The organism is Micromonospora sp. WMMD998, from assembly GCF_029581235.1.
In the GTDB taxonomy this organism is placed as follows: domain Bacteria; phylum Actinomycetota; class Actinomycetes; order Mycobacteriales; family Micromonosporaceae; genus Micromonospora.
The window spans coordinates 2,849,173-2,872,433 of sequence record NZ_CP120740.1; the positions used below are offsets into that span (position 1 = coordinate 2,849,173).

Annotated in this window: 22 protein-coding genes and 1 pseudogene; 7 read left to right on the plus strand and 16 right to left on the minus strand. The window is 72.1% G+C overall.

Annotation, left to right across the window (positions count from 1 at the left end; translation table 11 throughout):
* Positions 1–4: 4 nt before the first annotated feature.
* Complete coding sequence (locus tag O7619_RS13430) at positions 5–619, plus strand: dihydrofolate reductase family protein (RefSeq protein ID WP_282288059.1); 615 nt, start codon at positions 5–7, stop codon at positions 617–619.
* Here the strand turns inward: O7619_RS13430 and O7619_RS13435 are convergent.
* Positions 591–1,535, minus strand: coding sequence for a LysR substrate-binding domain-containing protein (locus tag O7619_RS13435; protein WP_282288060.1), 945 nt, complete (start codon positions 1,533–1,535; stop codon positions 591–593). The two genes, O7619_RS13430 and O7619_RS13435, sit on opposite strands and share 29 nt — an antisense overlap.
* 112 nt (positions 1,536–1,647) lie before the next feature.
* On the opposite strand from O7619_RS13435, the gene O7619_RS13440 reads away from it, so the two are divergent.
* Positions 1,648–2,592: an FAD-dependent oxidoreductase gene (locus tag O7619_RS13440; protein WP_282288062.1), complete on the plus strand. Its 945-nt coding sequence runs from the start codon at positions 1,648–1,650 to the stop codon at positions 2,590–2,592.
* Positions 2,593–2,784: 192 nt separating this feature from the next.
* Here the strand turns inward: O7619_RS13440 and O7619_RS13445 are convergent, their stop codons facing one another.
* The 4 genes from O7619_RS13445 to O7619_RS13460 all read right to left on the minus strand — a co-directional run bounded on the left by O7619_RS13445 (position 2,785) and on the right by O7619_RS13460 (position 5,674).
* The gene (locus O7619_RS13445; protein WP_282288064.1) at positions 2,785–3,225 is read right to left on the minus strand and encodes a VOC family protein; all 441 of its coding nucleotides are present in this window, start codon (positions 3,223–3,225) and stop codon (positions 2,785–2,787) included.
* On the minus strand, positions 3,222–3,902 hold the full coding sequence (locus O7619_RS13450) for an HAD family hydrolase (protein WP_282288066.1): 681 nt from the start codon (positions 3,900–3,902) through the stop codon (positions 3,222–3,224). The genes O7619_RS13445 and O7619_RS13450 overlap by 4 nt, the downstream gene beginning before the upstream one ends.
* A gap of 75 nt (positions 3,903–3,977) precedes the next feature.
* Positions 3,978–4,205 carry a hypothetical protein gene (locus O7619_RS13455; RefSeq protein WP_282288068.1) on the minus strand — a complete coding sequence of 76 codons (228 nt, stop codon included), beginning with the start codon at positions 4,203–4,205 and terminating at the stop codon, positions 3,978–3,980.
* A gap of 95 nt (positions 4,206–4,300) precedes the next feature.
* Positions 4,301–5,674 carry a DNRLRE domain-containing protein gene (locus O7619_RS13460; protein ID WP_282288069.1) on the minus strand — a complete coding sequence of 458 codons (1,374 nt, stop codon included), beginning with the start codon at positions 5,672–5,674 and terminating at the stop codon, positions 4,301–4,303.
* A gap of 227 nt (positions 5,675–5,901) precedes the next feature.
* On the opposite strand from O7619_RS13460, the gene O7619_RS13465 reads away from it, so the two are divergent.
* Both O7619_RS13465 and O7619_RS13470 read left to right on the plus strand, forming a co-directional pair.
* Positions 5,902–7,164 (plus strand): MFS transporter, encoded by a 1,263-nt coding sequence (locus O7619_RS13465; RefSeq protein WP_282288070.1) that lies wholly within the window; start codon positions 5,902–5,904, stop codon positions 7,162–7,164.
* Complete coding sequence (locus tag O7619_RS13470) at positions 7,161–8,135, plus strand: hypothetical protein (protein WP_282288071.1); 975 nt, start codon at positions 7,161–7,163, stop codon at positions 8,133–8,135. The genes O7619_RS13465 and O7619_RS13470 overlap by 4 nt, the downstream gene beginning before the upstream one ends.
* Here O7619_RS13470 and O7619_RS13475 read toward each other — a convergent pair.
* The 10 genes and pseudogenes from O7619_RS13475 to O7619_RS13520 all read right to left on the minus strand — a co-directional run bounded on the left by O7619_RS13475 (position 8,021) and on the right by O7619_RS13520 (position 19,788).
* Positions 8,021–11,158, minus strand: a complete 3,138-nt coding sequence (locus tag O7619_RS13475) for a hypothetical protein (protein ID WP_282288072.1) — start codon at positions 11,156–11,158, stop codon at positions 8,021–8,023. The genes O7619_RS13470 and O7619_RS13475 overlap by 115 nt on opposite strands.
* Before the next feature lie 42 nt (positions 11,159–11,200).
* A pseudogene (locus O7619_RS13480) lies at positions 11,201–11,661 on the minus strand (nucleotidyl transferase AbiEii/AbiGii toxin family protein); the annotation flags it as partial.
* Between the two features lie 2 nt (positions 11,662–11,663).
* Entirely contained in the window at positions 11,664–12,017 is a 354-nt protein-coding gene (locus O7619_RS13485; RefSeq protein ID WP_282288075.1) for a hypothetical protein, read from the minus strand.
* Positions 12,018–12,121: 104 nt separating this feature from the next.
* A complete protein-coding gene (locus O7619_RS13490) occupies positions 12,122–12,640 on the minus strand; it encodes a GNAT family N-acetyltransferase (RefSeq protein WP_282288077.1) in 519 nt (172 codons plus the stop codon).
* 175 nt (positions 12,641–12,815) lie between these two features.
* Positions 12,816–13,370 carry an AAA family ATPase gene (locus tag O7619_RS13495; RefSeq protein WP_282288079.1) on the minus strand — a complete coding sequence of 185 codons (555 nt, stop codon included), beginning with the start codon at positions 13,368–13,370 and terminating at the stop codon, positions 12,816–12,818.
* A gap of 94 nt (positions 13,371–13,464) precedes the next feature.
* Entirely contained in the window at positions 13,465–14,415 is a 951-nt protein-coding gene (locus tag O7619_RS13500; RefSeq protein WP_282288080.1) for a tetratricopeptide repeat protein, read from the minus strand.
* Complete coding sequence (locus tag O7619_RS13505; RefSeq protein WP_282288081.1) at positions 14,412–16,658, minus strand: CHAT domain-containing protein; 2,247 nt, start codon at positions 16,656–16,658, stop codon at positions 14,412–14,414. Before O7619_RS13505 ends, O7619_RS13500 begins: the two co-directional genes overlap by 4 nt.
* Positions 16,659–16,842: 184 nt before the next feature.
* Positions 16,843–18,087, minus strand: a complete 1,245-nt coding sequence (locus O7619_RS13510) for a tetratricopeptide repeat protein (protein WP_282288083.1) — start codon at positions 18,085–18,087, stop codon at positions 16,843–16,845.
* A gap of 632 nt (positions 18,088–18,719) precedes the next feature.
* The gene (locus O7619_RS13515; protein WP_282288820.1) at positions 18,720–18,902 is read right to left on the minus strand and encodes a DUF397 domain-containing protein; all 183 of its coding nucleotides are present in this window, start codon (positions 18,900–18,902) and stop codon (positions 18,720–18,722) included.
* A gap of 4 nt (positions 18,903–18,906) precedes the next feature.
* Positions 18,907–19,788, minus strand: coding sequence for a helix-turn-helix transcriptional regulator (locus O7619_RS13520; RefSeq protein ID WP_282288085.1), 882 nt, complete (start codon positions 19,786–19,788; stop codon positions 18,907–18,909).
* A 101-nt stretch (positions 19,789–19,889) separates the two neighbouring features.
* Between O7619_RS13520 and O7619_RS13525 the strand changes: the two genes are divergently transcribed.
* Entirely contained in the window at positions 19,890–20,144 is a 255-nt protein-coding gene (locus tag O7619_RS13525; RefSeq protein WP_282288086.1) for a DivIVA domain-containing protein, read from the plus strand.
* A 128-nt stretch (positions 20,145–20,272) separates the two neighbouring features.
* Positions 20,273–21,232: an FAD-binding oxidoreductase gene (locus O7619_RS13530; protein WP_282288087.1), complete on the plus strand. Its 960-nt coding sequence runs from the start codon at positions 20,273–20,275 to the stop codon at positions 21,230–21,232.
* Between the two features lie 72 nt (positions 21,233–21,304).
* On the opposite strand, the gene O7619_RS13535 is transcribed toward O7619_RS13530, so the two are convergent.
* Positions 21,305–22,123 carry an alpha/beta fold hydrolase gene (locus O7619_RS13535; RefSeq protein ID WP_282288088.1) on the minus strand — a complete coding sequence of 273 codons (819 nt, stop codon included), beginning with the start codon at positions 22,121–22,123 and terminating at the stop codon, positions 21,305–21,307.
* A gap of 105 nt (positions 22,124–22,228) precedes the next feature.
* Between O7619_RS13535 and O7619_RS13540 the strand changes: the two genes are divergently transcribed.
* Entirely contained in the window at positions 22,229–23,260 is a 1,032-nt protein-coding gene (locus O7619_RS13540) for a sigma-70 family RNA polymerase sigma factor (RefSeq protein ID WP_282288089.1), read from the plus strand.
* The last annotated feature ends 1 nt before the right edge of the window (position 23,261 follow it).

Sequence of the window (23,261 nt, forward strand, 5' to 3'; positions counted from 1 at the left end):
CGCGATGGCGAAGGTCATCTCCACGCTGTTCATCTCGGCCGACGGCGTCGCCGAGATCGACCCGGACTGGCACTTCCCCTACTTCGACGACAACATGGGCCGGGCCGTCACCGAGGATTACGAGACCGCTGACGTCCTGCTCATCGCCCGTCCCACCTACGACAGCTTCGCCGGCGCGTGGCCCGACCGGGAGGCCGCCGGTGGGGAGGACGCGCCGTTCGCCAAGCAGCTCGGCGACATGCGCAAGGTGGTCGTCTCGCGGCAGCCGCTGGAGTTCTCCTGGCGCAACTCCGAGCTGATCCAGGGCGACCTGGCGGACGCGGTCGCCGCGCTCAAGGCCGCCCCCGACGTCAAGGGCATCCTCATCCCCGGGTCCATCTCGGTGGTGCAGCAGTTGCTCGCCGCCGGGCTCGTCGACGAACTGCGGCTGCTGGTGCACCCGGTGGCGGCGCGCAAGGGCCGCAAGCTGTTCGACGAGGGCGACGCCCCGTACCACCTGCGGGTGGCCGCGACCGAGGCGTACCCGACCGGCGTGCTCCGGGTGATCTACACGCCGGCCGAGGCTCCCGGCACGGTCGGCTACGACGAGGTCAAGGAGCAGGTGCCGGCGGGGAACTGACCGTCGGTCGCCGGTCCGTCCGGTCGAGCAGGGCGAGCAGGGCCCGCACCGCCGGGTTGGTGCTGTCGACCGGCCAGGCCAGCCCGACATCCACGGTGGGCGTCGGGGCGGTGAACCGGAGCAGCCGTACGCCGGGCAGCCGCAACGCCCGGGCCCGGCCGGCCGGCACGGCCGCGACCACGTCGCCGCGCGCCACCGCGCGCAGCAACTGCTCGTCGTCCGGCTCGTGCCGGACCAGCCGGAAGCCGCCGCCCGGCCACACCTGGGCGATGGTCCGGTCGAACATGCCCGGCCCGTTCTCCCGCGGCCACATCACCGCCGGCAGGTCGACCACCTCGGCCCGGGTGATCCGGCGCCGGCCGGCGGCGAGCGGGTGGCCGGCCGGCAGCGCCAGCAGCAGCTCCTCGGTGTCGACCGTGCGGCAGGCAAGCGCCCGCTCGTACACCGGCGGGCGGACGAACGCCGCGTCCAGCCGGCCGGCGAGCAGGCCGGCCACGTTCGGGGCCGTCCAGGCCGTCTCGGAGACCAGCTCGACGCCCGGGTGGGCGGCCCGGAACCGGTCGATGAGCGCGTCGACCCGGCCGCCGCGCGCCGACCGGGTGTACGCCAGCCGCAACCGGCCGCCCCGGCCGCGTGCCAGGTCGCGGATGCGGGCGGTGGTGGCGTCCACGTCGGCGATCAGCCGCGCCGCCTCGCCGGCGATCCGGGCGCCCACCTCGGTCAGCGTGCAGCCCCGGCTGGTGCGGTGCACCAGCGGCGCGCCGAGCTGGCGTTCCAGCGCCCGGATCTGCTGGCTGAGCGCGGGCTGGGCGATGCGCAGCCGGGCCGCCGCGCGGGTGAAGTGCAGTTCCTCGGCGAGCACCACGAAGGAGCGCAGCCGGCGCAGGTCCGACCAGGCGCCCGGGGCCTCGACCATGCCATCATCATAAGCCCCGCTTATCGCCGCCGGTCCGATCCGTCTTGGACGGCAGCGCCGCCGGGCGCCCACCATCGAAGAACAGCGACGGTACGGGTGACGGGAGCGGACGATGGCGGCAGCGGACGTGGTGGTGGTCGGCGGGGGAGTGATCGGGCTGACGGCGGCGATCGCCCTCCAGCGGCGCGGCGCGCGGGTCACCGTGCTGACCGCCGACGACCCGGCGGAGATCGTGTCCACGGTGGCCGCCGCGGTCTGGTACCCGAGTCACACCGAGGCGGACCCGCGGGTGCTGCGCTGGGCCCGGGACACGCACGCGGAACTGCGCCGCCAGGCGGCCGACGGCGTGCCGGGGGTGGTCGACCGCCCCACCCGGATGTGGCTGCGCCGCCCGTACTCCGGGCCGCCGTGGTGGGCCGACGCCTGCGGCGACCTGGCGGTCGAGCCGGCCGACGCGCCCTACACGGCGCTGCTGCGGTTCACCGCCCCGACGGTGGAGATGACCCGATACCTGACCTGGCTGCACCGGCAGGTGGAGGCCGGCGGCGGCCAGGTCGTCCGCCGTCCGCTGCGCAAGCTCTCCGAGGCGTACGAGGTCGCGCCGACCGTGGTGAACGCGACCGGCCTGGCGGCCGGCCGACTCGCCGCCGACCCGGCCGTGCATCCGGCGCGCGGGCACATCGTGCTGGTGGCGAACCCCGGCCTGACCGTCTCGGTACGCGACGAGGACCACCCGGCCGGCGTCACGTACGTGCACCCGCGCCGGCACGACGTGGTCCTCGGCGGCACCTACCAGCCCGGCGTGGCGCACACCCGGCCCGACCCGGAGACGGCGGCGGCGATCCACCGCCGGTGCGTCGCCCTGGTGCCCCGGTTGGCGGGCGCGCCGGTGCTGGGGGAGCGGATCGGGTTGCGGCCGGTCCGGCGCGGTGGCCCCCGGGTCGAGGTGGATCCCGGCGGCGGGCGGCTGGTGCACGCCTACGGGCACGGTGGGGCGGGGGTGACGCTGTCCTGGGGCTGCGCCGCCGAGGTGGCGGACCTGGCCCTGGCGGTCTAACCCGCGCACGCGGAGACACCCACAGCGTTCCACCCATGCTCCGCGCGGGCCATGGGTGGAACGCTATGGGTGTGTCAGGGCGCCGCAGACACCCACAGCGTTCCACTCGTGCTCCGTCCGGCCCACGACTGGAACGCCGTGGGTGCACGAACGCGGAGTTGGCCACCGACTGAGTGCCCGTGTGCCTCGCCGTCAGTTCAGTTGCTCGGCCAGGGCGAGGATGATGCCGCTCGGCCCACGGAGATAGCAGAGCAGGAAGCTGTCCTCGAAGCGCATCACCTCGCCGACGAGTTCGGCGCCGTGCGGGCGGAGGCGGGCGAGCGTGGCCTCGATGTCGTCAACGGCGAACATGACGCGGTGCAGGCCCACCGTGTTCGCCGGGGTGACCGCCGGCTCGGGGACGATCGCCTTCGGCGAGTGGTAGGTCGCCAGTTCGAGCCGACCCGGCGCGTCCGGGATCCGCATCATCGCGATCTCGCTCCGCATGTCGTCGAGCCCGACGACCTTCCCCGCCCATTCTTCCTCGATCGACATCCGGCCTTCCAGCTCCATGCCGAGCGCGGTGAAGAAGGCGACCGCGGCGTCCAGGTCGTCGACCACGACGCCGACGTTGTCCATCCGGTGAATCGTCACGACCGCGAGGGTAGTGCGGGGGGCCGACAGCCGGCGTTGTGTTCCGCCACCAGGGCCGGAAGTTCGTCGAGCGACCCGATCCGGAACAGGCACCGCTGTGCCACGGCCGGCATGTCGAGGATGTGCCCCCAGGGGCCGCGCCGGATCAGGCAGGCCCGCATGCCCGCCGCCATGGCCGCGTGGGCGTCGTTGTCGGGCCGGTCACCGACGTACAGGATCGACGCCGGGTCGCCGCCGGCCGCGCGGACGATCCGCGCGAAGAACTCCGGCGCCGGCTTCGCCACGCCCCAGCCGTGCGACGTGCCGATCACCTCCACCGGGAGGTCGAGCGCGTGCAGGCTCGCCTCGGCGTGCGCCGGCTGGTTGCCGGCCAGGCCCACGAGCAGGCCCTGCCGCCTGAGGGCGGCCAGGCACGCGCGCGCGTCGGGATAGAGATCGTCGCAGCCGAACGACTCCGGTCGGCCGGCTGCGACCCGGCGCGCCACCTCGGTGGCGAGGTCGAAGTCGGGCCGGAAGGCACGGAACGCCTCCTGCCAGTCCTGCCCCCGGGCGATCACCGCGCCGAGGACGGCGGAGAACGTGTGCCGGGGTACGCCGAGCCAGTCCGCCCAGTCCGCGAACTCCCGCGTCTCATCGAGGACCGTCCCCCCGACGTCGAAGAAGACCGCCTCGATCATCTGGTCACCCCCGTCAAACCGACCTGTGACACCGCCCCGCCCCCGGGCGGTCCGGGGGCGGAGCGGCTCGTCACGTCATGTGCCGGCGGCGCGTTCCCGGTCGGCCTCGGCGTCGGCGGCGCCGACCGGGGTGCCGTCGCTGTCCCGGGCGGCCCCGGACAGGTCCACGTCGGCGCCGGCCCGCGCGGCGTCGGCCGCCGCGTCGTCCGCGCCGACGACCTCACCACCGTCGGTTTCGCTGTCGTCATCGCCCAGTTGCCCAGCGGCGGCCAGGCCGATCGGTGCGTACCTGGGGTCGGTCATCTCGTCCTCCTCACCGGTTCCTGTCCTACCCGGTACCCGCGAGGAGGCGGCGGCACACCGTCCCGGCCGGGCTCCCCCGGCCGGGACGGTCGCGGTCAGTGACAGGTGCCGGTGCCGCTGTCGCTGTAGGTCTGCCCGGCCACCGGCACGAACTGCCAGTCGTAGCTGGTGGCGTGCAGGGTGAACTTCAGGACGCCGTACGCGCTGCTGTTGCGGGCCTCGCTGTTGGGCTGGATGGTGCCGAAGCCGTAGTGGCTCGCCCCGCCCATCCCGGCGACGAAGCTGCGCAGTCCACGGGAGGCGTCGTAGCCACCGTTGGCGTTCATCGGCGCGAACCGCTCGTAGACGTGGTTGTGACCCCACACCACGACGTCGGCGTTGTAGTCGTAGAGCGCCTGGTACAGCGGGCGGGTGCCGGTCGACGGCGCGTGGTTGGAGCTGGACGTGTAGAGCGGGTGGTGCCAGTACGCGAGTGTGCACGGCTTGGTGCTGGCCGCCAGGTCCGACCGCAGCCACTGCTCCTGCGTCGACCCGGCGGACATGCCGATGTTGGAGTTGAGCGACACCACGTGCCAGTTGCCCAGGTCGTACGAGTAGTAGCCGCGCCCGCTCGGCCCGGCCTGGCTGCCGAAGTAGCTGTAGTAGGGGGCCGCGCCGGAGGTGTTGTAGTCGTGGTTGCCCGGCGACGGGCGGGTACGCGCCTTGTGCCGGCCCCAGGTGGGCGCGTAGTAGCTGTTGAACTGCGACGCGGTGCCGCTGTCGTAGACGTTGTCGCCGGTGGTGAACACCGTGCCGGAGATGCCGTCGAGCAGCGCGGCGGTGGCCGTGTCCCCGGAGCCGGAGTTGGCGATGTCGCCGGCGCCGACCAGCACCGGGTCGGTGGAGGGCGCCGCGCTGCCGGTGGTGACGACCAGTTGCGGGGCGTTGGCGCCGCTCTCCCGGGTGTCGTAGTAGGCGCCGTCGCTGCTGGTGGAGGTGGCCCCGAGGCTGACCGTGCCGTTGCCGGTGACCGCGGCGGTGACGTCCACCTCGTACCAGTTGCCGGGCCCGACCGACCCGATCGAGCCCAGCGTGGTTCCGTCGACGGCCGGCTGGTTGTTCCAGGTGGCGCCGGTCTCCGACCAGGTCGTGTCGGACATCGCCCGCACCGTGCCGCCGACGTTGCTGCCGTTGTTGCCGCCGATCGTGTGCAGCCGCAGCTTGGCGCTGGTGACCGTGCCGCTCACTCCGCTGACCGTGAAGCGCAGGAACATCCGGCGGACCGGGGAGTTGTCCACCACGATCTGGGTGGCGGTGCCGTAGTTGGTGCCGGCCGTGTCGCTCTGCACGTACGTGTCGGCGACCGGGGTGAACGTGAGGCCGGCTGCCGACGCGGCGTCCGGGCCGGTGAGGACGACGGCGGTGCCGGTGGCGACCAGCAGCACCGCCGCGCCCAGCGGGACCGGCGGCCGGGGGAGTCGAATGCCCATCCAGGGGACCCTTCCGTGGGGGTGATGAGAGCGGGAGAAATGTAGGAAGGTCGATGGGACGGAATCCGACGGCAGGGTGAACAGCGCATCCGGGCAGGCAAACTCCTCGATGTTTGCGCATCGTTCGCCGGCCCCACATCCGGCCGGCACCGGCCGTCCGTTGTGGCGGCACGAACCCGCCCGCACGATGGCTGCTCGTCACGTCGTCCACCGCGAGGGAACCGTCCGTGTACCTGTCGACCGTGTCCCGGCCGCGGACCAACCCGCCGGCCGGCGGACGGCCGCGCCGCCGCCTCGCCGGGGTCGGCGGCACCGTCCTGGCGCTCGGCACGGTCAGCCTGATCACCGACGTCTCCGCCGAGATGGTCACCGCGGTGCTGCCGCTCTACCTGGTGCTCGGGTTGAACCTGAGCCCGCTGGCGTTCGGCGTGCTGGACGGCGTGTACACCGGGGCGACGGCCGTGCTGCGGGTCGTCGGCGGTTTCCTGGCCGACCGGTTCCGGCGGCGCAAACTCGTCGCCGGCACCGGCTACGCGCTCTCCGCGGTGGCCAAGCTCGGCCTGCTGCTCGCCGGCCGGTCGGTGCCAGCGATCGGTGCGGTGCTCGCCGTGGACCGGCTCGGCAAGGGTGTGCGCACCGCACCCCGGGACGCGCTGATCACGCTCGCCACCCCGCCCGACGCGCTCGGCCGGGCGTTCGGCGTGCACCGGACCATGGACAGTGTCGGCGCGTTCCTCGGCCCGCTCGTCGCGCTCGCGGTCCTGCTCGCCGTCGGGCCGAACTACGACGCGGTCTTCGTGGCGAGCTTCTGCGTGGCCGCGCTCGCGGTCGTCGTGCTGGTCCTGTTCGTGCGGGACCGGCCCGCGCCGGCAACGCCCGTCGACGCCACGCGGGTCACGGTGCGGGAGGCCGCCGGCCTGCTGCGCGACCGGCCGGCCCGGCGTCTGGTGCTCGCCGCCGCGCTGCTCGGGCTCGCCACCATCGGCGACGGGTTCGTCTACCTGCTGCTGCAACGGCGCGAGGACGTCGGCCTGCGCTGGTTCCCGCTGCTCGCGGTCGGCACCAGCCTGGCGTACCTGCTGCTGGCCGGCCCGCTCGGCGCGCTGGCCGACCGGATCGGCCGGCTGCCCGTGGTGGCCGGCGGTTACGTCGCCCTCGCCCTGACCTACCTGCTGCTCGCCGGGCCGGTGCACGGCTGGCCGCTGCTCGCGCTGACGCTGGCGCTGTACGGCCTGTTCTACGCGGCCACCGACGGCGTGCTCATCGCGCTCGCCGGCCCGGTGCTGCCGGCCCGGGTACGCACCACCGGCATCGCGCTCGTCCAGACCGGCCAGGCGTTGGCGTACCTGGTCTCCTCGGTCCTGTTCGGCCTGGCCTGGCAGGTCTGGGGGCCGCGCGCGGCCAGCGGCGTCGCGGCCGTGGCGGTCGCCGCCGCGCTGCCGGCCAGCGTGTTCCTGCTCGCTCCCCGGAGACGGAGGTCGGCCCGATGATGTCGACGCGCACGAAGGTCGCCACGCTGGCCGCCTCGGTGGTCGGGCTCGGCATGCTGGCCGCCGGCTACGCCGTCGTGTCGGCCCGACCTGCCCCGACGCCGGCCGTCGCGGCCGACCGGGCGGTCACGCTGCACCCCGGTCCCCGGCTGCTCGCCGTCACCGACCGGCACCTCGCCACCGCCGCGCTCGCCGACCTCGCCGGCCCGCGCGCCGTCTCGGACCGGGAGTGCCTGCGGGTGTACGCGGCCGGCGGCACCGGCGTCTGCCTGGCCCCGACCAGTCCGTGGTCCTATCAGGTGGTGGTGCTGGACGCGGAGTTGCGCCCGACCCGGCGGCTGGACGTGCCGGGCCTGCCCAACCGGGCCCGGGTTTCGGCGTCCGGCCGGATGGTGTCCTGGACCACGTTCGTCGGCGGCGACTCCTACAGCGGCGGCGGCTTCTCCACCCGCACCGGCTTCCTCGACGCCCGCACCGGCGCCACCGTCGCCTCGCTGGAGGAGTTCGCGATCCGGCGCGACGGCCGTCCCTACCGCAACGCCGACGTCAACTTCTGGGGGGTCACGTTCGCGGCCGACGACAACGCCTTCTACGCCACCATGTCGAGCGCCGGCAAGCGTTGGCTGGTGCGTGGGGACGCCGCCGCGCGGACGGTCGAGACGGTACGCGAGAACGTCGAGTGCCCGTCGTTGTCACCGGACGGCACCCGGGTCGCGTTCAAGGAGGCGGTCGACGCCGACCCGACGCGGGGCTGGCGGTTGTCCGTGCTCGACCTGCGCACCATGCGGGTGACCGCCACCGCCGAGCACGCCAGCGTGGACGACCAGGCCGCCTGGCTGGACGGCGCGACGCTCGCCTACACGCTGCGCGGCGAGGACGGGCAGCCGGACGTGTGGTCGGTGCCGGCCGACGGCTCCGGCGCGCCCCGGCTGCTGCTCGCCGGCGCGGAGTCGCCGTCCCCGCTGACCTGACGACCGGCCGACAGCAGCAGCCCGGCGGCGGCCAGCACCGTCCCGGCCGCCGCCGCGTACCCGGGCAGGCTCGTCGGAATGCCCAGGTAGACGGTGATGCCGAGGATGCGGGACAGCCCCCACGGCAGCAACGCCATCTGGTCGTTCCACACGGTCAGCGCGCGTTCCAGGCCGACCCACGCGACCAGCCCGGCGAGCACCGCCAGCGGCACCCCGGCGGCGGCGAGCGTCACCCCGACCGCGCGGCGGCGGGCCAGCCGGTAGCGGTCGCGCAGCACCACGGCGGTGGCCACGAACAGCCAGCAGAACGCCGCCACCGCGACGGTCAGGTACACCGCCCGGCGGGTCGGCGCGGTCCAGAACACGAACCAGTAGCCGCCCGGCCCGCGCGCGGCGAGCACCGCCAGCAGCAGCACGCTGCGCAGCAGCGCCACCCCGCCGAGGACCGCCCACAACGCGAACGGGTCCCGCCGGCCCACCGCCAGGCGGGCGACGAGCGCGAACAGCGCCCACCCGCCGAGCGTGACCAGCAGGTGCGCGGGCGCGGCGAACCAGGTGAACACCAGCCGGCTCGCCACCAGCACCGCCGCCGGCACCAGCCACACCAGCACCCGGTCCAGCCGGGACGCCGGCGCCGGCAGGTCGGCCACCCGCCACGGCCGCAGCGCGCCGAGCAGCAGCGCCCGCGCCGCCGCGCCGCCCGGCCCGCGCCCGCTTCCCCGCCCGCGCAGGCCGAGCGCCACCACCGCGCCGACCAGGACCAGCAGCGCCCGCGCCGCCCAGGCCATCGCCGGGTCGCGGTCCGCCCGCTGCGCGCCGAGGTCGGCCGCGGTGAAGCGGTACGCCGGCAGGTCGACGTCCCCGCCGTAGCGCTGCCGGTGGCGGTCCCGCGCCTCCCGGTACGTGTCGGCCGCCGACCTCCATTCGGCGTACGCGGTGTCGGAACCGGTGTCCAGCCACTGCGCGTGCCGCAGCACCATGCTCCGGTAGGCGGCGAGCGTCCCGAACAGGTCCACCTGGTAGTCGAGCGTGTCGACGAAGCGCTGCCGCAGCGCGGCGTCCCGCCACGTCGTCGGGTCGGTGCCGGCCACCAGCGCCCGCATCCGCCGGGCGGTCGCGACCGCGTCCGCGCCCTCGGCGACCGCCGCGTCGACCCGGTCGCCGGTGACCGCGTAGATGCTGTCCAGCGCCGCCGAGTCCCCGGTCGGGATGTCCCACTCGAAGATCCACATCATCGGTGGCGGTTCCAACCCGAGCGCCCGCACCGACGTGTCCGCGTACGGGCCGATGTAGAGGCCCGTGGTGACCGCCGTCCGGGACAGCGCCATGGCCTGGCCGATCGCCGCCACGGTCGCCGGGTCGGCGGAGAACGTCCGGTACGCCCAGTCCACCGTGATCCGCGCCGGGTCGGTGTCCGGATCCCAGGCCAGCCGGGCGACCGCGTACGTGTTCAGGTCGTAGAGCTGCCAGAAGCCGGCGCGCAGGTAGAGCGACATCGGCCCGGCGCGCAGCGGACCGCCGTCCTGGGTCCAGTTCCACACGCCCTCGACGTGCGGGTTCGCGGCGAGGAACGCGCGCAGCGCCGCCCGGTGCAGCGGGCCGAGGTCGTTCGGCAGCGCGCCGAACCCCTCGAACTCGCGCCGGGCCTGGAACTCCACGATCCGCCGGTGCGCGCCGCCGAGCAGCGTGGTGTTGAGCGGCAGATGGCTGTAGAAGTCGCCGAGCGTGTACTTGGTGGACACGATCAGGTGCGGGTCGTCGAACCCGCCCAGCACCTCGGCGTACGACTCGGGGTTGGTGTGCAGGTCACCGACCGCGCCGACGCCCACCGTCCAGGTGCGGAAGATGACCTCCTTGCCGGCCGGGCCCGCCGTGTCGAGCAGCGCCCGCAGCATCGCGCGGACACCCTCGGCGGTGGTGACCGCGAGCCTGGAGGTGTAGTCCCAGCCGTCGCCCGCGTACACCTCGCCGCCCTCACCGACGCGGACCATCAGGCCGGCGACGAACGGCAGGTTGGCGAACAGCTCGGCCAGCCCGGCCCGGTAGACCGCCCAGAGCCGGGGGTCGGTGGTGTCGAGCCCGCCGACGGTCCGGTTCAGGTACGCCTCAAGCGGCGGCGACACCGCCAGCATGTCGGTGAGCAGGAAGACCTTCAGGCCCATCTGCTCGGCGTACCGGAAGACCGGCCCGAACGCCGCCACCATCGCGCGGGCCCGGTTCACGTGCGGGTCGCCGGCCGGATAGACCGCGTGCCCGTCGCCGACGTCGGCGAACGTGACATATTCCAGGAAGCCGGGGACCACCACGCCGTTGTAGCCCTGCGCCGCCGCGTGGTCGACGAACTGCCGGAACTGCGCGTCGATCCGAGCCACCGCGGCGGCGTCCACCCACGGCGCCCGGGGCAGCAGCGCGGGCGTGACGATGTCGGTGTTGAGACGGTAGTCGTCGCCGAACGCCTTCGGGTCCGCCTCGCGCCCCACCGAACCGGCGTCGGTCAGCCGCAACCCCAGCCGGGGCGTGACCGGGCGGCCGGCCTCCGCCGCCGGCAGCACCTCGGCCCCCGAGCGGATCCGGTCGGCCAGCCGGTAGAGCCCGGCCACCACGCCCGCGAGGTCGCCGGTGACGGTCAGCTCCGTCCGGCGGGCGTCGATCCGGTACGCCTCCGAAGCGCCACCGGCGCGCAGCGCGGCCCGCAGCGTTGTGCCGGCGTGCGTGCTCCGGGCCGGCGCGGGTGCCGTGGTCCGGGTGACCGTGGGGCGGGGGCGGCCCCGCGTGGCGAGCGCGTCGGCCACGGCTGCGGCAGCCTTGAGCGTGCGAAGGTGGTCCGGCACGACGATGGAGGTCAGCGGCGGCACCGGGGCCGGCGTGCGGGGCGGCGCGGCGACGGCCGTCTCGCTTGGCACGTCGGCCGGAGTGTGGCTCAGCCCCAGCGCGTCGTCGACACCCCAGGCCACGCCCGCGCCGAGCAGCAGCACCACCGCGACGGCGGCGACCAGCCGATACGGACGTCGAACCTGAGCCACGCTCGCATCGTAGTGGTGGCGGGTCGACTCTCCACGCCACTCGCGGGTGTACCGGCCGCTCGTCAGGCCGCGTCCACGTCAAGGAAGTCCCGCGGCTCGGCGCGGGTGAACAGGGCGGACATCTTGCCGGTGATGACGTCGTCGACGTGCAGCACGGGGCCGACGTCCATCGTCACGGGCGGGCGCGCACGCCAGTTCGCGGCGAGTTCGACCTTGTACGGCCGATCCGGCGTGGTGGGATCGCTGACAGCGAGCCGGGCAAAGGTCTCGAACCGTTGTGTGACCTCGACCGCGTAGCCGTCGGCGCGATAGGCGTCAACGACGGCGTCCACCGCTACGGCAAAGTCGCGGCGGTGCTCCCACGCGGTGAACAGGTCCACGTCCTCGCTGGGCCGGTCCAGAATCCCGTAAGCCTGTACGGCGTAGCCGCCGGCCAAGGCGAAACCGTACCGGCCAGCCACGCGGAGACCGATCTCCGCCAGTCGGAGGTGAACCGCTTCCACGCTCAGCCCGCCAGAGTTCGCGGTGGGGCGGCCAGTTCGGGGAACCGGGCCTGCCACAGCGCCCGGAGCCGTGCAGGCAGCCACAGCTCCGGCCAGAGTCGGCGAAGTGTGCCCCCGTCGAGCCACTGGCGTAGGTCGGTCACGGTGGTCGCCTGGTTCAGCACTGTCTGGTACATCACCTGGAGATCGCCGGGGTCGTCCAGGTGATAGCTGGCGTCGCCGGACCAGTCGAGATGTCGGTCGAGCATCACCACGCCGCTTGTCGGACCCCGCAACTCGGCCAGGCTCGCAGGCACGATGAAGTGCCGCTGATCCACGTACCCCGAGCCAGCGGGCGCGTCACCTGCCCTCACCATCGCTGCACCTCCTGACCTCGATCGTACGGTGCGGCGGGCCATCCGCCGGTACGGACGAACAGGGAATCGGCTCGTCTCGTCGCTGCATGTTGACCGCGTGGTGCTCACCGCGCCGGCGACAGCGCCCGCACGTCACGGACCATGCGAATCTCCCGTACGCCGCCCTCGACCCGGATCGTCCCGTCGGAGACGAAGCCGTGCTTGCGGTAGAACGCCTGCGCGCGGGGGTTGGGATCGGCGACCCACAGCGCCGCCGACTCCGCCGGGTCGATGACCGCCCGCAACAGCGCTTGCCCCGCGCCCGTGCCGTGCTCGGTCGCGTACACGTAGAGGACATGGAGCTGCCGTGTCCACGCCGCCACCGCGTCCGGCGGCGGACCCGACATCGCGATCCCGATCACGTCGCCGTCCCGTTCGGCCACCGCCGCGCGGTTCTCGCGATAACGCTCGTCGGTCAGGACTGCGGTCCAGAACCGCTCCCGAGCGGCCGGGAAACCGGGATCATCGAGCACCGCGTCCGGCATGAGCCCGCGATACGTCTCCTGCCAGCACCGAACATGCGTCCGCGCCATCTGCGCGACGTCCGCGACCCGGGCCGGGCGAACAGTCAGCGAGGAATCCACCGGCGCATCGTAGGCCGCGCCTCCGCGCGCCCCCCTCGAAAGCCGCCACCTCCATGATCACCCGCTCGGCTACCGGAGGGGCGGGCGCGGGTCTCCTCGTCGATCTTGGACTTGTGGTGCCAAGGAATGTCGGTTTCGGGTTGTTATCGGAGGTGCCATAAGTCCAAGATCGGCGTTACCGCGCGAAATCGACGGAGGTGTGGTGGCGGGCGACGAAGTCGCGGCGGGACGCGATGTCGCTGCGCGGCAGGACGGTGAGGTCGTAGCCGTGCATGGTGTAGGCGGCGACCATCGCCTCGTAGGTGCGGACGGCTTCGGCGAAGTCCTGCTGTCGCTCGCTGTCCGTGGCGTAGATCTGCGGCCAGGGCGGTGCGATGAACACCCGCCGGTGGTAGCGGAACTTCCGCGCCGCTGCTGACACGTGCTCGGGAACGGGTCGGCCGAGCAGGAGGTGGTAGCCGACCAGATCCGGAATGCCCCGGTCGAAGAAGACGACCCCGGCGTGCCGGCCGGCCTGGCGGTAGGAGCGGATCTCCCAACTGAGCATGATCTCGGCGAACAGCCGTGAGTCCCGAGTGTGCAGCGCCTGACCACCGATCGACATCTGGTCCTGGATGATCTGCCGACCGGCTTCGTCGACGCAGGCGTGGCCGGCCTGCCGCAGGCTGTCGAGCAGCGTGGTCTTGCCCGCCCCGGGACCACCGGTGATCACCACGAACCTGCTGCTCATCTCGTCCTTCCTGCGCTGGCTTCCCTGGACGCGGCAATACGGCACGCTTGATGCGAGGTCCGACCCGATGCGGGAATCACGCCCCTTCCGACGGTCAGGTGTGTCGGCGGTTCTGCGCTCGTTCCTGGCGTAGGTGTTCGAGTGCGGCTGTGTCGGATGCGAGGTCCGGGTGGCTGACTTGGCGGTCCAGGTCGACGACGATTTCGAGTTCGCGGATTGCCCGGTCGAGGTCCCCGTCTTCTCGGTGAATCATGGCGATGTTGTATCGGGTGACGGCCTCGCCGGCGCGGTCGCCGACTTCCCGCAACATGGGGAGGGCTTGGTGGTAGTAGGTCAGTGCCTGTTGTCGGTCCCCGAGCCCGTGGTGCACGTGGCCGATGTTGTTGAGGGTGGTGGCTTCGCCGGCGCGGTCGCCGACTTCTCTCCGGATGGGGAGGGCTTGGTGGTAGTAGGTGAGTGCCTGTTGTCGGTCCCCGAGCCTGTGGTGCACGAGGCCGATGTTGTTGAGGGTGGTGGCTTCGCCGGCGCGGTCGCCGACTTCTCTCCGGATGGGGAGGGCTTGGTGGTAGTAGGTGAGTGCCTGTTGTCGGTCCCCGAGCCCGTGGTGCACGCCGCCGATGTTGTTGAGGGTGGTGGCTTCGCCGGCGCGGTCGCCGACTTCTCTCCGGATGGGGAGGGCCCGGTGGTAGTAGGTCAGTGCCTGTTGTCGGTCCCCGAGCATGTTGTGCACGAGGCCGATGCTGGTGAGGGTGGCGGCTTCGTTGCCGTGGTGGTCGACCTGCCGGTAGAGGGTCAGGGCCTGCTCATAGCTGGCCAGGGCCTGCCGTGGGTGCCCGGTGGCTGATTGCGTCCAGCCCAGGTGGTAGAGGGCGTCGGCGTCCGGTCCGAGGCGCAGCGTGGCCTCCGCTATCGCGGCCACGTCGGCGAACCGTGACCTGGGCAGCCACACCCGCCCGATCCGGTCCCCCACATGGCGGGCGATGGTCGCCTCCCGACCGGCCACCGCCAACCGGTGCACCTCCACCCACTGTTCGAGGCCGATCACTGTGCAGGGCCGCTCGGGGTGGGGTCGGTGACCCAGAGCTTGTGCAGGGATCGGGCGGCGGCGGCGCACGCCTCGGTGTACTGGTCATCGCTGAGCAGGGGGCGTAGCAGGGGACGGAGGACGTTGGACACGTGATAGCGGGGTTGCCGGGTGTGCGGGTCGGTGCCTTCTTCCATCAGTCCGAGGTCCACGGCGCGGGTGAGGTGTCGGCCGGTGTCGGGGTGGTCGTGGACGGCGTGCACGGTGTCGGCGGGGACGGGCAGGTCGACGACGTTGACCTTGGCGAGCATGGTGCGCAGGTCGGGGTGTTGGGAGGTGAGCAGGTGGCGGGCGAGGATGCTTTCCCGGAATCGGTCGGCTTCGTCCTCGATGGCGGTGATCAGGGCGTCGATGTCGAGGGAGGTGTCGGTGACGATCCGGTCGAGCCAGTCGAGCAGCCGGGGGTTGCCGGCCGCGGCGTGGATCGCCCGGTCCCGGATGGTGGAGTCGATAGAAGATCCGGGTCGCAGGTTCGGCAGGTTCGCCAGTTTCTTGGTCTGCTCGACGGTGGTGAGGGTTTCCAACGACTCCACGGTGATGGTGGTGCCGGCCGGTGCGGGGAAGCGGTAGCGGCTGGTGATGATGACCCGGCTGAGGCTGGCGGTGTCCCGGATCGCGGTCAGCAGCGCGGCGAGGATTTCGGCCATCTCAGCGGAGAGGACGTGGCCGCCGTCGCGGTCGTCGAGATTGCCCTGCTCGAAGTCGTCGAACACGAACAGGCACGGGGTCTGCCCGAGCGGCCCGTCGAGCAGGTGACGCAGCCGTACGGTCAGCGGGGCCCGGTCGTTGTCGAGCAGCTCCGTTGCCTCGGTCTGCTGTTCCATGCTGGGGAAGCGGATCGTGGTGGTGAGTTCGCGGAACTTGAACAGGTCGACCCGGCCGTACCAGACCGCGCGCTGGTGGGTGGGCATACGGTCCAGCAGCCGGGAGGCGAGGCTGCTCTTCCCCAGGCCGCCTATGCCGTGCAGGACCAGGGCCTGCGCGGCGCCGCCGTCACCTTGCGGTTGTTTGAGGGTACGTAGGCAGCGTTGGATGGCGCGGCGTCGCCCGACGAACGCGGCGCGGGAGGCCACCCGGGACAGGCGCGTCCGCGGGTCCAGGAATTCCTGGTCCGCGGCCCGAACCTGAATCCGTTCCCGCCCTCGGGTGTGGAAGGGCGTGACCATCGGCGCGAGGGGGGACCGGTCGGCGTAGACCCGCAGCAGGTGCCAACTGCTGCTCTGCTGGGTGTAGAGGTGGCGGCGGGCCTGCACGATGGCCCGATCCAGCGGCTCCCCACCGGCCAGGCAGCGGTAGAGTTCGGCGGCGAAGTCGGTCGCGGACACGTCGCCGACCGGCAACGCCCACCCCAACACCGCCGGCGCCCCCGCCGACACCAGGCTTTCACTCATCGACGGAAGCGCGCCACCATCGGGGGCGTTGCCGGTGAGGCAGCCGGAGACGAACACCAGCCGTGGCCACCGCCCGGCCATCGCCTCGGCGATCTGCTCCGCGGTCACGTCGGCGCGGCCACCGAACTCGTCCTCCGCGACGAACACCGGCCCGTCGGGGGTGACGGTGGCGTGGCCGCTCAGGTGCAGCACGTCGAAATAGCCCGCGCCGTAGTCGACGCTGACCTGCCGCAACCCGTCCAGGCTGCCGCTTTCCTCCACCACCAGGTCAGTGCCGGTACGCGCCGTCGCGGCCAGGATCGCTGCTTCCTCCGCCTCGTAGCCGAGCACCGGCTCGACCCCCTCCGCGGACGTCGCCATGAACAGCACCCGCAAGGGCCGATTCCCCGGCGCCACCGGGGATCGGGCAGCGCCACGGGTGCCCACGGCACGCACCGGCAGTAGCGGCGCCGGCCCAGACACCGTCACATGCGCCCCGTCGACGGCCAGCAGTTCCCATGGCAGATGCCGCATTCGATGACCGGCGGTGATCCGCACCACGGTGCCGGGTGGCTGCTCCAGAAACGCCGCCAGCCACCGCTCGTCACCATCCAGAAACCCGAACAGGGCCGTGCCGAGATCCCGCAGCAGCGGCGAGCCGAACATCCGCTGAGCGATGGCATCCGGACTGTAGTCGCGGTCTACCACCTCGATCAGTCGATCAACGGCCGCCGCGTCCACATCGCGCGTCCGCCGCACACCACCATCGGCGGACAGCCGGAGTTCACGGTAGCCGGAGGTCTGCTCGAAGACCTCCACATCAATGGTGGTCATCTCGTTCACAGGGTGGCCTCCACCGGTCGGTGCCGCGACGCCGTCTGCCCGACGGCATTCCTCACTCGATCCCGGTCAACGCGGGACACGTCACACCGCCTGCCGTTACTGACCAGGATCACGACGGTGGCCTCGTCCGGCCGGCGGCCGACCGCCGCACCTGAACCGTGGCGGTTTCCATCGCCTACCCTTCCGTCGTCTGCTGCAACTCCACAAGAAACGCGCGCATCCGCTCCACAGCCGGGTGCCCCGTCTGCTCGGCCAACACGACGGCCCGGCGCTGAATCTCCACCGCATCGGCCACCCGCGCCAACCTCGACAACACCACAGCCATGTTGAAACTCACCATCGCCTCAGCACTCCGATCACCGACAGCGCGGAGGATCTCCAGAACGTCATCCAAGACCTCCTTCACCCCGGTCAGATCACCCTCCTGGAGTCTGATCATGCCGATGTTGTTGAGGGTGGCGGCTTCGCCGGCGCGGTCGCCGACTTCCCGGAACATGGGGAGGGCTTGGTGGTAGTAGGTCAGTGCCTGTTGCCGGTCCCCGAGCCCGTCGTGCACGTGGCCGATGTTGGTGAGGGTGGTGGCTTCGCCGGCGCGGTCGCCGACTTCCCGGAACATGGGGAGGGCTTGGTGGTAGTAGGTCAGTGCCTGTTGCCGGTCCCCGAGCCCGTCGTGCACGTGGCCGATGTTGGTGAGGGTGGTGGCTTCGCCGGTGCGGTCGCCGACTTCTCGCCGGATGGGGAGGGCTTGGTGGTAGTAGGTCAGTGCCTGTTGCCGGTCCCCGAGCCCGTTGTGCACGTGGCCGATGTTGGTGAGGGTGGTGGCTTCGCCGGTGCGGTCGCCGACTTCCTGCTGGATGGGGAGGGCTTGGTGGTAGTAGGTCAGTGCCTGTTGCCGGTCCCCGAGCCCGTTGTGCACGCTGCCGATGTTGTTGAGGGTGGTGGCTTCGCCGGTGCGGTCGCCGACTTCCTGCTGGATGGGGAGGGCTTGGTGGTAGTAGGTCAGTGCCTGTTGTCGGTCCCCGAGCCCGTGGTGCACGAGGCCGATGCTGGTGAGGGTGGCGGCTTCGTTGCCGTGGTGGTCGACCTGCCGGTAGAGGGTCAGGGCCTGCTCATAGCTGGCCAGGGCCTGCCGTGGGTGCCCGGTGGCTGATTGCGTCCGGCCCAGGTGGTAGAGGGCGTCGGCGTCCGGTCCGAGGCGCAGCGTGGCCTCCGCTACCGCGGCCACGTCGGTGAACCGTGACCTGGGCAGCCACACCCGCCCGATCCGGTCCCCCACCTGGCGGGCGATGGTCGCCTCCCGACCGGCCACCGCCAACCGGTGCACCTCCACCCACCGGGCGACCACCGTAGCGAACCCGGTCCCGGTCAGGCGCTCCTCACCGACGTACCCGCCGCCCACACCTGATCCGGAATCAGCCACCAACCCGGCATCCCTCCCCAGCCGCCCGGCCGCCTCATCCGCCAGACCCGTCCACAGGCCGACAGGGTGCGGTCCCCGGCGACCCCACAACCGTGAACGCTCACCATTGCCCGCTGGCCGACACTCCCGCCCGAGCATCCCGCACCGGCCCACGTCACCGGCTTTCCAACCTAGCTGCCCGTGCCCGGCGAAAATCCACTGACAGACTGTCGATCAAACGACACACCACCACGTGCATCATCAGAAAAGGCCCCGAAAATCGGACTTGTGCATGCAGCATGATCGCCGGTCGAAACGGTGGATCCGCGCGCGACAAGAATTCCTGCGCGGAGCATCACCCGTCACGCGACGTCACCGGCTCGGGCTCGCCGCCAGGTCAGGCGGCGAGTCCGAGGTGGACCAGAGTCGGCGTCGGTGCGTACCCGCACCGAATGTCATCGGTGGATCGGGGTTCAGCGATGGTGGTGACGTCGGCCGGACGCAGTGGACCGATGGCTAGGTTGCTCTGGGTGATCATTCGGCACCGGCACGCGCCCGGCCGTCACGCTGTCCGCGAACGACCCGATCAGCGCCTCCTGCGCGCCGTTGACGTCACCGAGGGTGCCGCTGTCGACCACACATGCCTCACCCGGTCAGGGCCGGGTGGCGAAGCGGCCGGTGCGGGTGGCAGCGACGAACCGGGTCCAGCTCGCCGGGGCGACGCTCAACGTCGGTCCCTGCCGGTCCTTGGTGTCCCGCACCCCCACCGCGTCGGCGAAGCCGGCCACCTCGACGCAGTCACCCTCACCGCCGGATCGGGACGACTTGCGCCACACCCCGTCACGTCCCATGGGTCATCTCCTTCGCGATCTCCGTGATCAGCTCACGGGACTCGTCCGCGTCGAGCGCCCGCTCACCGAGTGAGCGCCACGCGTCCTCGTAGGTCTGGATCTCGTACGGCTTGTCAAGGTAGACCGCGCCGCAGGGGCCGTCCATATAGATGGTGGTCGGCTCCGGTTCCCGCACATCGGCCGGGAAGTCGAGCATGGTGAACGTCCCGGCTGCCGCCCAGCGATAGAGGCCGGCGTTGAGCGGCAGCACTCGAATGCCGATGTTGTGTCGCTGACTGGTCACCACCAGGGCGTCGAGTTGCCTGGCCATCGCACCCGGGGCGCGCAGCGGTCGGCGTAGCACCGCCTCGTTGAGTATCACGTCCAGGTAGGGCGCGCGAGGCACCGGGCGAACCAGCAGCCGCTGCCGGCGCAGTCGGACGTCCGCTTTGGCCTGTCGCTCGGCCGCGCTCATCTGCGGATTGTCGGTGGCGATCACCTCGGTCATGTACTCGACGGTCTGCAACAGGCCCGGCACCAGGTTGGCCTCGTACTTGCGGATCTTCGTGGCGGCGGATTCGAGGCCGACGTAGAGCTTGAACCAGTCCTTGACCGCCTCGCCGTAGCTGTGCCACCAGCCGTGGGCCTTGGTCTCCCGGGCCAGCGCCCGCATCGTCTCGATCGTCTCGCGGGATGCGCCGTAGACCCGGCACATCGCCTCCACGTCGTTCGGATGCATCGGGACCTGGCCCGTTTCGTAACGCCAGATCCGGGGCGTCGACCATTCCAACTCCTTGGCCGCCGCACTCACCGTGATGTGCGCGTTTTCGCGAATCTCCCTCAGATATCTGCCGAGTTGCCTACGCGGGACGGTGCTTCCCGAGTCGTCCACGTCATCTCCTCTGCTGCGGTCGCGTAAGGCACCTCATCCCTTGGTCCGCATTCTGCGGCAAAACATTGTCCGACGCCAGTAATGAATTGACCATTGTGGGCATGACCGACGCGGCCCGGGAACGCCTGCTCCCACACCACGTACGCGCTGTCGTCTTCGACACGCGCTGGCGTGGGCTGGATCCCGTGCAGGTCCGCGACCATCTCGACCGGGTGGCGGACGAACTCGAACGCCTGAATCGCGAGCTGATCACTGCGCGGACCCAGAACGACCGCGTTCGTCAGGCGCTACGCCAATGGCAGTCCCAGCATCGCGCCTGCCGCCGCCGCGATCCGGACCTCCCGGACGGCACGTGATCATGCGAATTCCACATTCACAATTCCCAGCTCGTCCAATCCGCATGGAGAGGCCCGCCGATGTCTGCCGAACGCACCGACGCCTGGCGACTTCCGTGACCGACGAGACCTGTCAATTCTGGACGGCGGTGGAAAATCGTTGTCCGGGGCTGCTGCCGGAGCGAGACGCGCCGCTGTTCTACTCCTCGCTGCGGCGGCTGCTCGAAGGCGACGACGACCGGGCCGGGCGGGTGGCGTCGCTGCGGGCGCTCGGGTCCGCGTACCGAAGCTTCGGTCTGCGGCCCTGGCACGCGGCGGCGATCGGCGACGCCCTGCTGCCCGCGCCCGGCGTGCGCTGGTGGCGGGCCTGGCGGCTGATCGAGCGCAGCGCCGCCCGTCTCGGCGACGGGCCGCCGTGGTGGCCGGTCGAGGTGATCGACCACGACCGACCCGTCGACACCATCGCCATGCTGACGGTACGGCCGTGGCGGCGGCTGCCCCACCGACCCGGCCAGGCCGTCCCGGTGCACACGCCGCGCCGGCCGGGACGGTGGCGGTGGCTGTCCCCGGCCAACGCGCCCCGCCCGGACGGGACGCTGGAGTTCCACGTCCGCGCCCTGGCCGCCGGCTCCGTCTCCCGCAGCCTGGTCGAGGAGGTACGCCCCGGCGACGTGCTCCACCTCGGCGCGCCCGCCGACACCGGTCTGGAGTTGACCGGGCGCGACGAAGATCTGTTACTTGTGGCCGGTGGCACCGGCCTCGCGCCCCTGCGCGCGCTTGTCGAACAGGTCGTCGACGCGCCGGGCGGCCGGCGGGTCACGCTGATCGTCGGGGGGCGGACGTTCGCCGACCTCTACGACGCGATCGCCCTCGACAAGCTCCAACAGGCGCACGACTGGTTGACGATCGTGCCCGTCTTCTCCGACGACCCCGAGGCCGGGCCGTCCGAGCGCGGCAGCGCCATCGCCCTGGCCGCCCGCCACCACCGGCCGGGCCAGCAGGTCCACGTGTGCGGCCCACCCGCCATGCTCGTGACCGCCCGCCGCTGGCTCACCACCGCCGCCGTACCCATCGACGACCGGCACCTGCCCACGATCGGCGAGCGATGACGTCAACGCGCTGATCATGAAGTTGTTGTCACCCCGCCCGGCGTGTCGTGACAACAACCTCATGATCGCCGGTCAGCGGTCCTGGTCGAGGAAGGCCAGGGTGACGGCGGCGAACAGTGGGGAGTCGTGGATGTCGTAGTGGCTCAGGCCGGGCAGGATCGCCAGCGCGTGCCCGCCCGCCGGGCGGCCCTCGCCGGTCCAGCCGGCGTCGCGCAGCCCGCCGTCGAGCAGCGTGAACACCTCGACGTAGTGGCTCGGTGGAGCCATGTCGGCGTCCGCGGCGACCACAAGCGTCGGCACCCGCAGGGCGCGGACCTGCTCGGTGAAGTCGAAGTCCTCCCGCATCGCCGCGCCGATCTTGTCGAGCAGCCGGGGAAAGTCCTCCGGACGTGGCGCCACCCGCTGGTACAGCTCGTACATCGGGGTGTCCGTCAGGAACTCGGCCGCCGAGGCGTTCATCTGACCCTGCTGCGCCAGCATCTCCGGGTAGACCGCGTCGCGGCGGATGTGCGCCGACGCGGAGACCAGCCGGCCCACCTTCTCCGGGTGCCGGAACGCCACGTGCATGGCCACGCCGCCGCCGAGAGAGAAGCCCACCAGGTCCGGCCGGTCCAGGCCGAGGTGGTCGATGAGCGCGGCGATGTCGTCGGCCATCAGCGCGACGTCGAGCGGCCGGTCGATGTCGGCGGTGCGGCCGTGCCCCTGGAGGTCGACCAGGATCACCTGGTGCCCGGTGGCAAGCGCGGGCAGGACCGGCGCGAACATCTCGCCCGAGCCGAGCCCGCCGTGCAGCAGGATCATCGGCCGGCCGGCCCCGTGCGACTCGACGTAGAGGCGGATGCCGTTGACCTCGGCGTACCGGCCGGGGGCGCTCGTCTCGATGGTGGCCATCGGATGCTCCTTCGCATGTTCCGTGTGGACGACTGATGGACCGGACCCGCCCGGCGAACTCATCGGCGCGCGCCACCCGACTTCGGGTGCTCGCGTTCGCGCAGCATGTGGGCTAGTTTCGAACAGGTGAGCGAGGTGGCGAGCGTCCCCGTGGAGACGCAACTCGAGGCGTACCGGTCGGAACTGACCGGCTACTGCTACCGGATGCTGGGGTCGGCCTTCGAGGCCGAGGACGCGGTGCAGGACACCTTCGTCCGGGCCTGGCGCAACTTCGACCGGTTCGAGGGGCGGTCCGCGCTGCGGACCTGGCTCTACCGGATCGCGACGAACGTCTGCCTGAACATGGCCGCCAGCGCGCAGCGCCGGGTCCGGCCGATGGACCTCGGCCCGGCCGGCAGCGGCACCGCCACCCACCCCGGCGAGCCCCGGCCGGAGCAGATCTGGCTCGGCCCGATGCCGGACGACCGGGTGCTGCCCTCGGCCGGCGATCCGGCCGAGGTGATCGCCGGGCGGGAGTCCGTCCGGCTGGCGTTCGTCGCGGCGTTGCAGCACCTCCCGCCGAAGCAGCGGGCCGTGCTCATCCTGCGCGAGGTGCTGGCCTGGTCGGCGCAGGAGGTCGCGGACCTGCTCGACACCTCCGTGCCGAGCGTCAACAGCGCGCTGCAACGCGCCCGGGCCACGCTCGCGTCCGCCGACACCGCCGCCGACGTGCGCCGGCCGCTCGACGAGGAGCAGCAGACGCTGCTGGCCCGCTACGTGCGGGCGTTCGAGGCGTACGACCTGACGGCGCTCACCGAACTGTTGCACGAGGACGCCACGCTGTCGATGCCGCCGGTGCCGCTGTGGATGCGCGGGCCCGACCACATCACGGCCTGGATGACCGGCACGGGCAGCGGTTGCCGTGGCTCGCGCCTGGTGCCGGTGGCGGCCAACGGCATGCCGGCGTTCGGGCAATACCGGCGCGACCCCGACTCAGGGCACGTGCCCTGGTCGCTGATCGTGGTCGGGCTCTCCGGCGGCCGGATCACCTCGCTCAACCACTTCCTCGACACCGACCGCCTGTTCCCGCTCTTCGGCCTGCCGGACCGGCTCGAAGAGGGCGTCGGCCAGCCCGAGCAGGCCGGCCAGGTCGCGTAGG